Here is a 14072-nt window from a genome sequence, read left to right on the forward strand (position 1 = left end):
GCGGGTTCACCCGCGAAGAGGCCGGTGCAGGTATACCAGCACTCACCGAACCGCCTTGATCGCCAACACATTGCACAGCGGATGCTCCAGCACATGCGCTGTCGTCCCGCCCAGGAACGTCTGCATGGCATCATGCCGGTGGCTGCCCATCACGATCACATCCGCCCGGCTGTGGCCGACGAACTGGGCAATCGCCTTGATCGCGGCCCCTTCCAGAAAGTGCCTGCGCTCCAGCGGGATCTGGTGGTGGTCGCCCAGCCGGTTGAACGCCGCCCGCTGCGCGGTGCGCACGCTGACATCGAAGCCGGGCATGGTCACCGTGCCAGCGCCGAAGTCGGCAATGTGTGTCTTGGCCGCGTCGCACACATGCAGCAGGTGCAACTCGGCATTGCACTGCAGGGCCAGGGCATGGGCGCAGCGGATCACCTGCTCATCCAGATGCTCGCCTGCGCCATGGCTGTTCAGGTCCACCGCGGCGGCAATCTGCCGGGGCAGGGGAAGGCGGATATCGCTGACCAGGTGCACGGCGACCGGGCTGTCCTTCAGCAACTGCCAGTCCAGTGGCGTTACCAGCAGGCGCTTGAGCACCGGTTCGTGCTGCACATCCTTGATCAGCAGGTCGCAACCCAGTCGCTCGACCCGTTCCAGCACACTGTTCAGCGGGTCGCGGGTCAGCAGCAGTTCGGTAGATACATCCAGGCCGGCGTTGGCCAGTTGCTCGGCTTCGTCCGCCAGCCATTGGCGGTTGTCACTGAGCAGCCGTTCCCGCTCGCGGCTATCGCTCATCAAACCGAAGGTGTCGACATCGTCGACGAACACGTTGATATCCAGCAAGGCACCGCTGGATTCCGCCAGCGCCGCAGCGCGTTGCAGCGCCGGCGTGTGGCGCATCTGCGGGCCGAGCATGACGAACAGACGCTTGAACTGGCTCATCTCACACCTCCACGTGTGGCAGCCCCCCGGTGATCTGGTCTTGTTCAGTCTAGACCGCGCAGGGCGCATGAGCAGCCTGGCGGAGGCTGGCGCGGAACGGCGTGTCGGGTATGATGCGGGCCCCATCATTTTCACGAGGCCCGCCCCATGTCCCTGAGTGCTGAACAGATCGGCGAATTCCGCGCCTTTGCCGAGCAGCTGGCCGATGCCGCTGCCGTGGCGATCAAGCCATACTTTCGCGCCAGCCTGGACGTCGAGGACAAGGGTGGGCGCCTGTACGACCCGGTGACCGTGGCCGACAAGGCAGCCGAGGACGCCATGCGCGAGCTGATCCAGGCCCGCTATCCCGACCACGGCATCCTCGGTGAAGAAGCCGGCGTGGCAGTCGGCAGCAGCCCGCTGACCTGGGTGCTCGACCCGATCGACGGCACCCGCGCCTTCATCACCGGCCTGCCGCTGTGGGGCACGCTGATTGCCCTGAACGACGGCACGCACCCGGTGGTCGGGGTGATGAACCAGCCGTTCACCGGCGAACGCTTTGTCGGAACGCCGGAAGGCGCCTGGCGCAGCGGTGCGCCGTTGAAGACCCGCGCCTGTGCCGACCTGGCCTCGGCCACGTTGATGTGCACCACGCCGGACATGTTCGATACCGCCGCGCGCAAGGCTGCGTTCGAGGCCGTTGCCGGCAAGGCGCGCCTGATGCGTTACGGTGGCGATTGCTATGCCTATTGCATGCTGGCTTCCGGGTTCGTCGACGTGATCGTCGAGGCGAGCCTGCAGCCATATGACGTGCAGGCGCTGATGCCGATCATCGAAGGGGCGGGCGGGGTGATCACGGCGTGGGATGGTAGCAGTGCGCAGAATGGCGGGTGCGTGGTGGCCTGTGGTGACCCGGCGCTGCATGCGCAGGTGGTGGAGATGTTGCGTCACGCCATGTAATTCATGTAATGCCTGCGCCGGCCTCTTCGCGGGTAAACCCGCTCCTACAGGTTCTGCGCAGTTTTCAAGATTTGTGGTGATCCTGTGGGCGCGGGTTTACCCGCGAAGCGGCCGGCACAGGTATGCAAAACCCCCGATCACCGCACTTTTTCCAATTTCCGGGCTCTATGCATGGCCAGGCCACACTGATCCACGGTGCGGCCGCCGAATATCGACCCGGTGCCGATGGTTGCAAGCAAGCCAAAATTCTTCCCCCGCCTGCTAATGGCAGGCGCCCTCACATGCCTGTGCGCCTGCACCCAGCAGCAGGGCCGCGACGTGCTCGACCAGTTCGGCAACGGCAAACCCAGCGAGCTGTTCCAGACCAGCGTCGATCGCCTGGCCACGCTGTCCATGCGCGATAACCTGCAGAGCTTGTACCTGCTGATGAACAAGCTGTACCTGCGCAACCCCAATCAGTGGAAGCTGTCCGGCTACGTGGATGCTGCAACTGCCGAGGGGCAGATCCGTATCGCCATCGAGCAACGCCAGCCCTTGCCACAACTAGGCAACCGTCGCGACCTGGCAGCCTTGAGCTACGCCCTGAGCCCCGAGTTTCGCGGTGACCGGGTCGGTGCGTTCATCTACGCCATCGGCAGCATGCTGATTACCGCGCACGGCGGCCGTACAGAGTTCTACATGACCGATACCATCGACCCGCTGTTCGTCAACAACGCGGCACGCAATATCGAGAAGGCCACCTGGATGTTGAGCCAGCGGCAGGATGCCAATGGTGTGCTGCTGTTGTTCTCCAACGAAATCTCGGAAGAGGGCAGCAACCTGAGTTTTGCCGTGGAGTTCGGCAAGATCGTGGCACGGCTGGATTTGCTGGCGGAGTTGCTGGATGAGCGGTATAGGAGGATTGGGTTGAATTATGCGCAAAGCCTGTTGTTGATGAACTTCCTGCCGGTGCAGTGAAGTGAGCGTTGCCGGGTTGCCTGAGCCGTTCGATAAACGAACACTGACCTGTCCTTACTGTTCGCTATCCGCCCATCCATTCCCAAGGTCGCATTGCCCAACCCCCGCCTTTTTGCTTAAGTGTGCCCATCCACCGGTTGTCGCCTGCCCCCGCGACCCGCAACCGGCTCGGTAGAATGACCGTGACGACCGCAACCACAGCCCGCCGGGCCGTAGGATGCGGCAACCAGAACAATAACGATCCGGGTAACCTTGCCTATGGAAAGCCGCCTGCTGAGCGAGCGCAGTAGCGTGTTTCATCACGCCGACCCTTATGCTGTGTCCGATTATGTCAACCAGCACGTAGGCCAGCATTGCATCGGTTTGTCTCGCACCACTCATCCGCAAGCCAGCCTCAGCCACCGCAAGTTCGCTGAGCTGGACCTTTGCCGCATCAGCTACGGCGGCAGCGTGCGCGTTACCTCGCCGGCACTGGAAACCATCTACCACCTGCAGGTGCTGCTCAATGGCAACTGCCTGTGGCGCGGGCACAAGCGCGAGCACCACCTGGTGCCGGGCGAACTATTGTTGATCAACCCCGACGACCCGGTTGACCTGACCTACTCGGAAGACTGCGAGAAGTTCATCCTCAAGGTGCCGACCCGGCTACTGGATTCGATCTGCGACGAACAGCGCTGGCACCGCCCTGATGGCGGGGTGCGGTTCTTGCGCAACCATTACCGGCTGGACGAGCTGGACGGGTTCGTCAACCTGCTGGGCATGGTCTGCCAGGAAGCAGAGGTGAGCGATTCGCTGCCCAGGGTGCAGGGCCACTACAGCCAGATCGTCGCCAGCAAGCTGCTGACCTTGATGAGCACCAATATCCGTCGCGAATGCCTGAGCGCACCGCAAGCGGGGCTTGAGCGCATTCTTGAGTACATTGAGCGCAACCTGAAGCTGGAGCTGTCGGCTGAAGTTCTGGCGGAGCAGGCATGCATGAGTTTACGTTCGTTGTATGCGCTGTTTGACCAGCATTTGGGTACCACACCCAAGCATTACGTACGCCAGCGCAAGCTGGAGCGGGTGCATGCGTGCCTGAGCGACTCGACTTGTGGGGTTCGCAGCGTGACAGAGCTTGCTCTGGATTACGGATTTCTGCATTTGGGGCGGTTTTCCGAGGTGTATCGGCAGCAGTTTGGTGAGCTGCCTTCGCAGACGTTCAAGCGACGAGGATGAGGCCAGCTAGCTCGGCCACCTGATATTTTTGCTAGTTGTTCGCATTTAATGCTCGACCCACCATTTGCTTTATTTCGGGTAAAAGGTGGCAACCATGTCGACGTTACAGAAGGATCTCTATTTCTATTCCCCCGAAGGCCTCGCGCTGGTCAAACATACCGGCGCAGGGGCTTCGGCTTTGCTGCGGGGCGCTGGCCGGGCACTGGCACAGCGCAATGGTGGGCAGGCGGCGTTCTACGCCATGGACGAGCATGGATCTATCTTGCAGTTTCCCCCTTGTTCGCTGCAGTACACAGTTTATGGATTTGATGGAAACGAGCAATGCGCAACTGTACTTCGCTACAGCGGGCAGAAAAAAGAGTCTGTAACAGGGCACTACTTGTTGGGGGAGGGATATCGTGCGCTCAACCCGGGTTTGATGCGGTTCAACAGCCCGGACAGCTTGAGCCCAATGGGTGCTGGAGGAATAAACTGTTACGCCTATTGTGGTGGTGATCCAGTTAATAATACTGACCCCAGCGGTCATATAGTTGTTCCAAAAGTAAAACTCCCAAGCATCCGGCCTAAGGCTGGAAGCACCAAAAGCGGGTATAGCATCAATCCAGATTTCAACGGAGGCAAGTCTGCCCCCCGTGTAGTAGGCCAGCATGTTGTAAAGGCGGTTGATGCACTGGGTCGTGGTTATGGGAATCAAATAGAACCAATCATGAACGCGGCTATATGGTCTGATGGGCAGAAGTTGCTGGTGGAGGGTAGCGTCTTAACGTTGTCAACTCGTATTGCGAAAAAAGGGTGGCTGATTGATAGAACGCCAGTTAACTGGAGCAGTGGCCGCAATTGGCTTATAGCGGAGCGGGAACAGAATCTTGAAGCATTCGTGGTTCTTGACGCGCTCCATAGTCGCATGAAAGCAGCTGAGGAGATACCTCAAGTAAACAGCTGGCTCCATGACCCCAAACGGCTGAGTCAACAAGTGCGAGACCCCGGCAAAGCTGGATAACACTCTGCACAATCCGGATAGTCCCCCGCCAGCCGTCTCCCTAACCTGACCAGGTCTAAACAATAACAAGGGAGACCCTGGCCATGTCCCTGGGATTCGACTACCTCAATGCCTTGCTCGAGGACGACCGTGAAAAGGGCATCTACCGCTGCAAGCGCGAGATGTTCACCGACCCACGCCTGTTCGACCTGGAGATGAAACACATCTTCGAGGGCAACTGGATCTACCTGGCCCATGAAAGCCAGATCCCCGAGAAAAACGACTTCCTCACCCTGACCATGGGGCGCCAGCCGATCTTCATCGCGCGCAACAAGGACGGTGAGCTCAACGCCTTCCTCAATGCCTGCAGCCACCGCGGCGCCATGCTCTGCCGGCACAAGCGCGGCAACCGCGCCAGCTACACCTGCCCGTTCCACGGCTGGACCTTCAACAACAGCGGCAAGCTGCTCAAGGTCAAAGACCCAAGCAACGCCGGCTACCCCGACAGCTTCAACTGCCACGGCTCCCACGACCTGACCAAGGTGGCACGCTTCGAGTCGTACCGTGGCTTCCTGTTCGGCAGCCTGAAGGCCGACGTCAAGCCGTTGGTCGAGCACCTGGGCGAGTCGGCCAAGATCATCGACATGATCGTCGACCAGTCGCCGGAAGGCCTGGAAGTGCTGCGTGGCGCCAGTTCGTACATCTACGAAGGCAACTGGAAGCTAACCGCCGAGAACGGCGCCGACGGCTACCACGTCAGCTCCGTGCACTGGAACTATGCCGCCACCCAGAACCAGCGCAAGCAGCGCGAGGCGGGTGACGAGATCAAGACCATGAGCGCCGGTGCCTGGGCCAAGCAGGGCGGTGGCTTCTACTCCTTCGACCACGGCCACCTGCTGCTGTGGACCCGCTGGGCCAACCCCGAGGACCGCCCGGCCTACGAGCGCCGCAACCAACTGGCCGCCGACTTCGGCCAGGCCCGTGCCGACTGGATGATCGAGAACTCGCGCAACCTGTGCCTGTACCCGAACGTGTACCTGATGGACCAGTTCAGCTCGCAGATCCGCATCGCCCGGCCGATTTCGGTGAACAAGACCGAAATCACCATCTACTGCATCGCGCCGAAAGGCGAGAGCGCCGATGCCCGCGCCAAGCGCATTCGCCAGTACGAAGACTTCTTCAACGTCAGCGGCATGGCCACCCCCGACGACCTGGAAGAGTTTCGCTCGTGCCAGACCGGCTACGGCGGCGGTACCGGCTGGAACGACATGTCCCGCGGCGCTGAACACTGGGTGGAAGGCGCCGACGAGGCGGCCCGGGAAATCGAGCTCAAGCCGCTGCTGTCGGGCGTACGCACCGAGGACGAAGGCCTGTTCGTGCTGCAGCACAAGTACTGGCAGGAAACCATGATCCAGGCCTTGAAGGATGAACAGCAACTGATCCCCGTGGAGGCCGTGCAATGAGCCTGTATGCAACCGTGCGCGACTTCCTTTTCCGCGAAGCGCGTTACCTGGATGACGCCCAGTGGGATCAGTGGCTGGAAATGTACGCCAGTGATTGCACCTTCTGGATGCCGAGCTGGGACGATGACGACACCCTTACCGAAGACCCACAAAGCGAAATCTCGCTGATCTGGTACGGCAACCGAGGCGGCCTGGAAGACCGGGTGTTCCGCATCAAGACCGAGCGCTCCAGTGCAACCGTGCCCGACACCCGCACCTCGCACAACATCAGCAACATCGAGATCGTCGAGCAGGGCGAGGGCAGCTGCCAGGTGCGCTTCAACTGGCACACCCTGAGCTTCCGCTACAAGACCACCGACAGTTACTTCGGCACCAGCTTCTACAACCTCGACCTGCGCGGCGAGCAGCCGCTGATCAAGGCCAAGAAGGTGGTGCTGAAGAACGACTACGTTCGCCAGGTCATCGACATCTACCACATCTGATCCAGGGTTTTTGCGAGCGCTGCCCGGAGCGTCCTGCGACGTGCCGTGGCCAGGCTCGCCCGCGAGGTGCAACATGAGCTACCAGATCGCACTGAATTTCGAAGACGGGGTTACCCGCTTCATCGAGGCCGCCGGCCATGAAACCGTGGCCGACGCCGCCTACCGCCAGGGCATCAACATCCCGCTGGACTGCCGCGACGGCGCCTGCGGTACCTGCAAGTGCAAGGCCGAGTCCGGCCGCTACGACCTGGGCGACAACTTCATCGAAGATGCCCTGAGCGAAGATGAAATCTCCGAAGGTTACGTACTGACCTGCCAGATGCGCGCCGAGAGCGACTGCGTCATCCGCATCCCGGCCTCGTCGCAGCTGTGCAAGACCGAACAGGCCAGTTTCGAGGCCGCCATCAGTGATGTCCGCCAATTGTCGGCCAGCACCATTGCCCTGTCGATCAAGGGTGAATCCCTCAGCCGCCTGGCCTTCCTGCCGGGGCAATATGTCAACCTCAAGGTGCCGGGCAGCGAGCAGAGCCGAGCCTATTCGTTCAGCTCGCTGCAGAAGGACGGCGAGGTCAGCTTCCTGATCCGCAACGTGCCGGGTGGGTTGATGAGCAGTTTCCTGACCAACCTGGCCAAGGCCGGCGACAGCATGACCCTGGCCGGGCCGCTGGGCAGCTTCTACCTGCGGCCGATCCAGCGCCCGCTGTTGCTGCTGGCCGGTGGTACGGGCCTGGCGCCGTTCACGGCGATGCTGGAGAAGATCGCCGAGCAGGGTAGCGAGCACCCGCTGCACCTGATCTACGGCGTGACCAACGACTTCGACCTGGTCGAACTCGACCGCCTGCAGGCGCTGGCGGCGCGCATCCCCAACTTCACCTTCAGTGCCTGCGTGGCCAACCCGGACAGCCAGTACCCGCAGAAGGGCTACGTGACCCAGCACATCGAACCGCGCCACCTCAACGATGGTGATGTGGATGTGTACCTGTGCGGCCCGCCACCGATGGTCGAGGCGGTCAGCCAGTACGTGCGCGAGCAGGGCATTACCCCGGCGAACTTCTACTACGAGAAGTTCGCGGCGGCGGCCTGATTCCTTTTATTCCAAGTAATACGCCGACCCTGTGGGAGCGGGCGTGCCCGCGAAGAGGCCAGCAGGTTCAACAACTTTGTCTGGTCGGACGCATTCGCGGGCATGCCCGCTCCCACAGGAACCGTGGCGAACCGGAGAGATGGATATGAACAACCGATTCCAAGGCAAGGTCGCCCTGGTCACCGGTGCCGCCCAGGGCATCGGCCGTGGCGTGTGCTGGCGGCTTAAGGCCGAAGGCGCGCAAGTGATAGCGGTAGACCGCTCCGAACTGGTTCACGAACTGGCCAGCGAGGGCATGCTCACCCTCACCGCCGACCTGGAACAATATGGTGACTGCGCCAGGGTAATGGCCAACGCGGTTGAAGCGTTCGGCCGCCTCGACATCCTGGTCAACAACGTTGGCGGCACCATCTGGGCCAAGCCCTTCGAACACTACGAAGTGGACCAGATCGAAGCCGAAGTACGCCGTTCGCTGTTCCCCACCCTGTGGTGCTGCCATGCCGCACTGCCATACATGCTCGAGCGTGGCAGCGGCGCCATCGTCAACGTCTCGTCCATCGCCACCCGTGGCGTCAACCGCGTGCCCTACGGCGCAGCCAAGGGTGGCGTCAACGCGCTGACTGCGTGCCTGGCCTTTGAAACCGCCGGCCGTGGCATCCGGGTCAACGCCACTGCTCCCGGCGGCACCGAAGCGCCACCCCGGCGCGTACCGCGCAACAGTGCCGAGCAGACCGAACAGGAAAAGCACTGGTACCAGCAGATCGTCGACCAGACCCTCGACAGCAGCCTGATGCACCGCTACGGCAGCATCGACGAGCAGGTCGGCGCGATCCTGTTCCTCGCTTCCGACGAAGCCTCGTACATCACCGGCGTGACCTTGCCGGTAGGGGGCGGCGACCTCGGCTGAGCGACACCCCTAGGCAAAAAGCTTTCTTTCACAACAAAAACAAGAGCGACAGATGCCATGCGAACCCTTGACGTACACCCGATCATCGATAATGCGCGCTTTACCCCCTTCCACTGGATGGTCATGGCCTGGTGCGGCCTGCTGCTGATCTTCGACGGCTATGACTTGTTCATCTACGGCGTGGTACTGCCGGTCATCATGAAAGAGTGGGGCCTGACCCCGTTGCAGGCCGGTGCACTGGGCAGCTATGCGCTGTTCGGCATGATGTTCGGCGCCCTGGCGTTCGGCAGCCTGGCCGATCGCATCGGGCGCAAGAAGGGCATCGCCATCTGTTTTGCCTTGTTCTCCGGGGCGACCATCCTCAACGGGTTTGCCAGCAGCCCGAGCGAGTTCGGCATCTACCGCTTCATTGCCGGCCTGGGCTGTGGCGGCCTGATGCCCAACGCCGTGGCACTGATGAACGAGTACGCGCCCAAGCGACTGCGCAGTACGTTGGTAGCGATCATGTTCAGTGGCTACTCGCTGGGCGGCATGCTCTCGGCGGGTGTCGGCATCTTCATGCTGCCGCGTTTCGGCTGGGAATCGATGTTCTTCGCCGCAGCGGTGCCACTGCTGTTGTTGCCGGTAATCCTGTACTACCTCCCTGAATCGATCGGTTTCCTGGTACGCCAGGGCCGTACCGACGAGGCCCGCAAGCTGCTCAAGCGGCTGGACCCGGATTGCGACGTGAAGGCGGACGATGCGCTGCAGGCGGCCGACCGCAAAGGCAGCGGGGCGTCGGTGCTGGAACTGTTTCGCAACGGCCTGGCCATTCGCACCCTGGCGCTGTGGCTGGCGTTCTTCTGCTGCCTGCTGATGGTCTACGCGCTCAGCTCCTGGCTGCCGAAGCTGATGGCCAACGCCGGCTACAGCCTGGGCTCGAGCCTGTCGTTCCTGCTGGCGCTGAACTTCGGTGGCATGGCCGGGGCGATTCTCGGTGGCTGGCTGGGCGACCGTTACAGCCTGGTCAAAGTCAAAGTGGCGTTCTTCATCGCCGCCGCGCTGTCGATCAGCCTGCTGGGCGTCAACAGCCCGATGCCGGTGCTGTACCTGCTGATCTTCATTGCCGGCGCCACCACCATCGGCACGCAGATCCTGCTGTATGCCGGCGCCGCTCAACTCTACGGGCTATCGGTGCGCTCCACCGGGCTGGGCTGGGCCTCGGGCATCGGCCGCAACGGTGCCATCGTCGGCCCGCTGCTGGGTGGTGCGCTGATGGGCATCAACCTGCCCCTGCAGCTCAATTTCATTGCTTTCGCCATCCCTGGCGCAATTGCCGCGCTGGCCATGGCCGTGCACCTGGCCAGCGGCCGTCGGCACGCCCAGGCGGTTGCGGCACAGGCGTAACTCCAGAAAAACAACATGAGGTAAACCACCATGACCGTGAAAATTTCCCACACTGCCGAGGTACAGCAGTTCTTCGAAGAGGCCGCAGGCTTTGGCAACGATGCCGGCAGCCCGCGCCTTAAGCGCATCGTGCAACGCGTGCTGCAGGACACCGCGCGGCTGATCGAAGACCTGGACATCAGCGAAGACGAGTTCTGGCATGCCGTCGACTACCTCAACCGCCTTGGTGGCCGCGGGGAGGCCGGGTTGCTGGTGGCTGGGTTGGGCATCGAGCACTTCCTCGACCTGCTGCAGGATGCCAAGGACCAGCAAGCAGGCCTTGTCGGCGGCACTCCACGCACCATCGAAGGCCCGCTGTACGTGGCCGGCGCGCCGATCGCCGAAGGTGAAGTACGCATGGATGACGGTAGCGAGGAGGGCGTGGCCACGCCGATGTACCTCGAGGGCCAGGTGCTCGACCCACAAGGGCGGCCGTTGCCTGGGGCCACGGTCGACCTGTGGCATGCCAATACCCGTGGCACCTATTCGTTCTTCGACCAGAGCCAGTCCGAGTACAACCTGCGCCGACGCATCATCACCGATGGCGAAGGCCGCTACCGCGCGCGCTCCATCGTGCCGTCCGGGTATGGCTGCGATCCACAGGGGCCGACCCAGGAGTGCCTGGACCTGCTCGGCCGTCACGGCCAGCGTCCGGCGCATGTGCACTTCTTTATCTCGGCACCGGGGTACCGACACCTGACCACGCAGATCAACCTGGCCGGAGACAAGTACCTGTGGGATGACTTTGCCTATGCCACGCGGGATGGGCTGGTGGGCGAGGTGGTGTTCGTCGAGGGCGAGGCGGGGCGACATGCCGAGTTGAAATTCGACTTCCAGTTGCAGCAGGCCCGGGGCGGTGCCAATGAGCAGCGCAGTGGGCGGCCGCGGGCTTTGCAAGAGGCCTGAGGCCTTATCGCCGGCAAGCCAGCTCCCACAGGATCACCACAGGGCTGAAACCAGTGGGATCCCTGTGGGAGCTGGCTTGCCGGCGATCAAGGGCGCAGCCCTTGCCATACATCACCGATGCGAGAGGTGCCATGAAAACCCTGATCAAGGACAGTTCACTGTCCGCCATCGTCGCCGGCTGCATCGCCACGATGATCTCCTACGCAGGCCCCTTGGTGATCATCTTCCACGCCGCAGAAGCTGCCGGCCTGTCCCATCGGCAACTGTCCTCCTGGGTCTGGGCAGTGTCCATGGGCAGTGCCGTACTCGGCGCGCTGCTCAGCCTGCGCTACCGGGTGCCGGTGGTGATCGCCTGGTCGATCCCTGGCTCGGCGCTGCTGGTCACCGCCTTGCCGCAACTGGGCCTGGAACAGGCCGTTGGCGCCTACCTGGTAGCCAACCTGTTCCTGCTGCTGATCGGCATCAGCGGGGCCTTCGACCGCATCATCGCGCGCCTGCCGGGCTCCATCGCCGCCGGCATGCAGGCCGGCATCCTGTTCAGCTTCGGCATCGAGGTGTTCCGCGCCTTGCCGGTGCAACCGCTGCTGGTACTGGCGATGTTCGTCACCTACGTGCTGATGCGCCGGGTGCAGCCGCGCTACGCCGTGGCGGCGGTGCTGTGCGTGGGCACGCTGGTGACCGTGGCCAGCGGTGCGTTTCGCAGCGAGGCATTGGTGCTGGAGCTGGCGTCGCCGCAGTGGGTCACCCCGCAGTTCAGCCTGGCAGCGGTATTCAGCCTGGCACTGCCGCTGGTGCTGGTGGCCCTTACCGGGCAGTTCATGCCGGGCATGGCAGTACTGCGCAACGCCGGCTACCCCACGCCGGCCAGCCCGATCATTAGTGCCAGCGCGCTGGCCGGTGCCGCGCTGGCGCCGTTCGGTTGCCACGGGCTGAACCTGGCGGCGGTCACTGCCAGCCTGTGCACTGGCCATGAAGCCCATGAAAACCCACGGCGGCGCTATGTCGCGGCGGTGGCTGGCAGTGCGCTGTACCTGCTGCTGGGGATCGCCGGGGCCACGCTGATGTCGCTGTTTGCAGCATTCCCCGCCGCCCTGATCGCCGCCCTGGCCGGGCTGGCCCTGTATGGCGCCATCAGCGAAGCCCTGGCCCGCAGCCTGGCGGAACCAACCGAGCGCGATGCCGGGCTGTTCACCTTCCTGGTCACCGCTTCGGGGGTGGCCTTCCTGGGCCTGTCGGCAGCGTTCTGGGGCTTGCTGTTCGGCCTGCTGAGCCATGGGTTGCTCAGGCTGCGCCAGCCACGTGCCCGGGAGGTGCTGCGCCGTACCCCATGAACCGCCGTGCTTCCAACGCTTTACCCATAAAAACAAGATCAAGAGAGCTTCGGAATGAACCACACCCCTTGCGTCGCCCTGGGCCTGACTTTGCTCAGCCAACCGTTGCTGGCCGCCGAAGGCGGCTTCTTCGAAGATTCGAAGGCCACCCTGAGTGCCCGTAACTACTACTTCAGCCGCGACTTCTCCGACATCGTCGGGGCAAACCGGCAATCCAAGGCCGAGGAGTGGGCCCAGGGCTTCATCCTCGACTTCAAGTCGGGCTACACCCCGGGCACGGTCGGCTTTGGCATTGATGCCCTGGGCCTGCTGGGCATCAAGCTCGACAGCAGCCCAGACCGCACCAATACCGGGTTGCTGCCGGTGCACGGCGACGGCCGCGCCGCCGACGAATACAGCCGCCTGGCGCCCACCTTCAAGGCCCGGCTGTCCAAAACCGAATTGCGCGTCGGCGAACTGCAACCCAACCTGCCGGTGCTGACCTTTAGCGACATCCGCCTGTTGCCACCGACCTACCAGGGCGCCAGCCTGAGCTCGGCGGAAATCGACGGCCTGACCGTGCAGGCCGGGCACCTGAAAAGCACCCACCTGCGCAACGAAGGCGGCGACGGCAAGATGAACGCCATGCTCGGCCATGTGCCGATCCGCCAGGTAGAAAGCGACGCCTTCAACTACCTGGGCGGTGACTATGCGTTCAATGCCAACCAGAGCAGCGTCAGCCTGTGGTATGGGCAGCTTGAGGACATTTACGAACAGGGCTTTGTCGGCCTCAAGCACAGCAAGCCCCTGGGCAACTGGGTGCTCAGTGCCAACCTGGGGTATTTCACCGCACGCGAGGACGGCGATGCGTTGCTCGGCAACATCGACAACCAGGCGTTCTTCTCGATGTTCACTGCCCGGCATGGCGGGCACAGCTTCCATGCCGGCTACCAGGGCATTTATGGCGACAGCCCGTTCCCACGGGTGTTCGCCAACATCTCGCCGCTGGGTAACGAAGTACCGACCTATGAGTTCGCCTACACCGACGAACGCTCGTACCAGGTGCGCTACGACTACAACTTCGCGGCTATGGGCGTGCCGGGGCTGACCGCGACCGTGCGCTACATAACCGGTAACAATGTCGATACCGGGCTGGGTTACGAAGGGCGCGACCGCGAGCGCGACCTGGACATCGGTTATGCGGTGCAGGGCGGTGTGCTGAAGGGGCTGGGGATCCGGGTGCGCAATGCCATGGCCCGGTCCAACTACCGCAGCGACATCGACGAGAACCGCTTGACGCTGGTGTACACCTGGCAGTTGTTCTGAATCATCCATAGAGGCATGTGCAAACCCGGTGGGAGCAGCTGTCTTATGTTGCCTGCACTGACCTCATCGCCGGCAAGCCAGCTCCCACAGGGATAGCGCATACCTTGAGCTCAACGCGGTCGGGGTGGGAGCTGGCTTGCCGGCGA

13 protein-coding genes are annotated in these 14072 nt (G+C 62.8%); 12 read left to right on the forward strand and 1 reads right to left on the reverse strand.

What is annotated here, in order from left to right:
- Positions 1–42 precede the first annotated feature (42 nt).
- The gene (locus IMX18_RS10860) at positions 43–933 is read right to left on the reverse strand and encodes a universal stress protein (RefSeq protein ID WP_015270389.1); all 891 of its coding nucleotides are present in this window, start codon (positions 931–933) and stop codon (positions 43–45) included.
- A 147-nt stretch (positions 934–1080) separates the two neighbouring features.
- On the opposite strand from IMX18_RS10860, the gene hisN reads away from it, so the two are divergent.
- The 12 genes from hisN (at position 1081) to IMX18_RS10920 (ending at position 13926) form a co-directional block, all read left to right on the forward strand.
- Entirely contained in the window at positions 1081–1872 is a 792-nt protein-coding gene (hisN, locus tag IMX18_RS10865; RefSeq protein ID WP_015270388.1) for a histidinol-phosphatase, read from the forward strand.
- 225 nt (positions 1873–2097) lie between these two features.
- Complete coding sequence (locus IMX18_RS10870; protein ID WP_043936158.1) at positions 2098–2829, forward strand: hypothetical protein; 732 nt, start codon at positions 2098–2100, stop codon at positions 2827–2829.
- A 258-nt stretch (positions 2830–3087) separates the two neighbouring features.
- Positions 3088–4044, forward strand: a complete 957-nt coding sequence (benR, locus tag IMX18_RS10875) for a benABC operon transcriptional activator BenR (RefSeq protein ID WP_015270386.1) — start codon at positions 3088–3090, stop codon at positions 4042–4044.
- Positions 4045–4138: 94 nt separating this feature from the next.
- Positions 4139–5044, forward strand: coding sequence for an RHS repeat-associated core domain-containing protein (locus IMX18_RS10880; RefSeq protein WP_015270385.1), 906 nt, complete (start codon positions 4139–4141; stop codon positions 5042–5044).
- 83 nt (positions 5045–5127) lie between these two features.
- Positions 5128–6486 carry a benzoate 1,2-dioxygenase large subunit gene (gene benA, locus IMX18_RS10885; protein WP_100413644.1) on the forward strand — a complete coding sequence of 453 codons (1359 nt, stop codon included), beginning with the start codon at positions 5128–5130 and terminating at the stop codon, positions 6484–6486.
- Complete coding sequence (gene benB / locus IMX18_RS10890) at positions 6483–6968, forward strand: benzoate 1,2-dioxygenase small subunit (RefSeq protein ID WP_015270383.1); 486 nt, start codon at positions 6483–6485, stop codon at positions 6966–6968. Before benA ends, benB begins: the two co-directional genes overlap by 4 nt.
- 73 nt (positions 6969–7041) lie before the next feature.
- A complete protein-coding gene (benC, locus tag IMX18_RS10895) occupies positions 7042–8052 on the forward strand; it encodes a benzoate 1,2-dioxygenase electron transfer component BenC (RefSeq protein ID WP_139657707.1) in 1011 nt (336 codons plus the stop codon).
- Positions 8053–8197: 145 nt separating this feature from the next.
- Positions 8198–8959 (forward strand): 1,6-dihydroxycyclohexa-2,4-diene-1-carboxylate dehydrogenase, encoded by a 762-nt coding sequence (locus IMX18_RS10900; RefSeq protein ID WP_013972676.1) that lies wholly within the window; start codon positions 8198–8200, stop codon positions 8957–8959.
- 57 nt (positions 8960–9016) lie between these two features.
- On the forward strand, positions 9017–10345 hold the full coding sequence (locus IMX18_RS10905) for an MFS transporter (RefSeq protein ID WP_054573261.1): 1329 nt from the start codon (positions 9017–9019) through the stop codon (positions 10343–10345).
- A 30-nt stretch (positions 10346–10375) separates the two neighbouring features.
- On the forward strand, positions 10376–11290 hold the full coding sequence (gene catA / locus IMX18_RS10910; RefSeq protein ID WP_054573262.1) for a catechol 1,2-dioxygenase: 915 nt from the start codon (positions 10376–10378) through the stop codon (positions 11288–11290).
- Positions 11291–11421: 131 nt separating this feature from the next.
- Positions 11422–12621 (forward strand): benzoate/H(+) symporter BenE family transporter, encoded by a 1200-nt coding sequence (locus tag IMX18_RS10915; RefSeq protein ID WP_015270379.1) that lies wholly within the window; start codon positions 11422–11424, stop codon positions 12619–12621.
- A gap of 54 nt (positions 12622–12675) precedes the next feature.
- On the forward strand, positions 12676–13926 hold the full coding sequence (locus IMX18_RS10920; protein WP_054573264.1) for an OprD family porin: 1251 nt from the start codon (positions 12676–12678) through the stop codon (positions 13924–13926).
- Positions 13927–14072: the final 146 nt, after the last annotated feature.

Source organism: Pseudomonas shirazica (genome assembly GCF_015168335.1).
Classification (GTDB): Bacteria; Pseudomonadota; Gammaproteobacteria; order Pseudomonadales; family Pseudomonadaceae; genus Aquipseudomonas; species Aquipseudomonas asiatica.

What these genes read in the sequence shown, in the direction of transcription:
- IMX18_RS10870 (WP_043936158.1), top strand. Translation starts at nt 2,098, where the DNA reads ATGGTTGCAAGCAAGCCAAAATTCTTCCCCCGCCTGCTAATGGCAGGC.
- benC (WP_139657707.1), top strand. Translation starts at nt 7,042, where the DNA reads ATGAGCTACCAGATCGCACTGAATTTCGAAGACGGGGTTACCCGCTTC.
- catA (WP_054573262.1), top strand. Translation starts at nt 10,376, where the DNA reads ATGACCGTGAAAATTTCCCACACTGCCGAGGTACAGCAGTTCTTCGAA.
- IMX18_RS10900 (WP_013972676.1), top strand. Translation starts at nt 8,198, where the DNA reads ATGAACAACCGATTCCAAGGCAAGGTCGCCCTGGTCACCGGTGCCGCC.
- benB (WP_015270383.1), top strand. Translation starts at nt 6,483, where the DNA reads ATGAGCCTGTATGCAACCGTGCGCGACTTCCTTTTCCGCGAAGCGCGT.
- IMX18_RS10905 (WP_054573261.1), top strand. Translation starts at nt 9,017, where the DNA reads ATGCGAACCCTTGACGTACACCCGATCATCGATAATGCGCGCTTTACC.
- hisN (WP_015270388.1), top strand. Translation starts at nt 1,081, where the DNA reads ATGTCCCTGAGTGCTGAACAGATCGGCGAATTCCGCGCCTTTGCCGAG.
- IMX18_RS10920 (WP_054573264.1), top strand. Translation starts at nt 12,676, where the DNA reads ATGAACCACACCCCTTGCGTCGCCCTGGGCCTGACTTTGCTCAGCCAA.
- benA (WP_100413644.1), top strand. Translation starts at nt 5,128, where the DNA reads ATGTCCCTGGGATTCGACTACCTCAATGCCTTGCTCGAGGACGACCGT.
- IMX18_RS10860 (WP_015270389.1), bottom strand. Translation starts at nt 933, where the DNA reads ATGAGCCAGTTCAAGCGTCTGTTCGTCATGCTCGGCCCGCAGATGCGC.
- IMX18_RS10880 (WP_015270385.1), top strand. Translation starts at nt 4,139, where the DNA reads ATGTCGACGTTACAGAAGGATCTCTATTTCTATTCCCCCGAAGGCCTC.
- IMX18_RS10915 (WP_015270379.1), top strand. Translation starts at nt 11,422, where the DNA reads ATGAAAACCCTGATCAAGGACAGTTCACTGTCCGCCATCGTCGCCGGC.
- benR (WP_015270386.1), top strand. Translation starts at nt 3,088, where the DNA reads ATGGAAAGCCGCCTGCTGAGCGAGCGCAGTAGCGTGTTTCATCACGCC.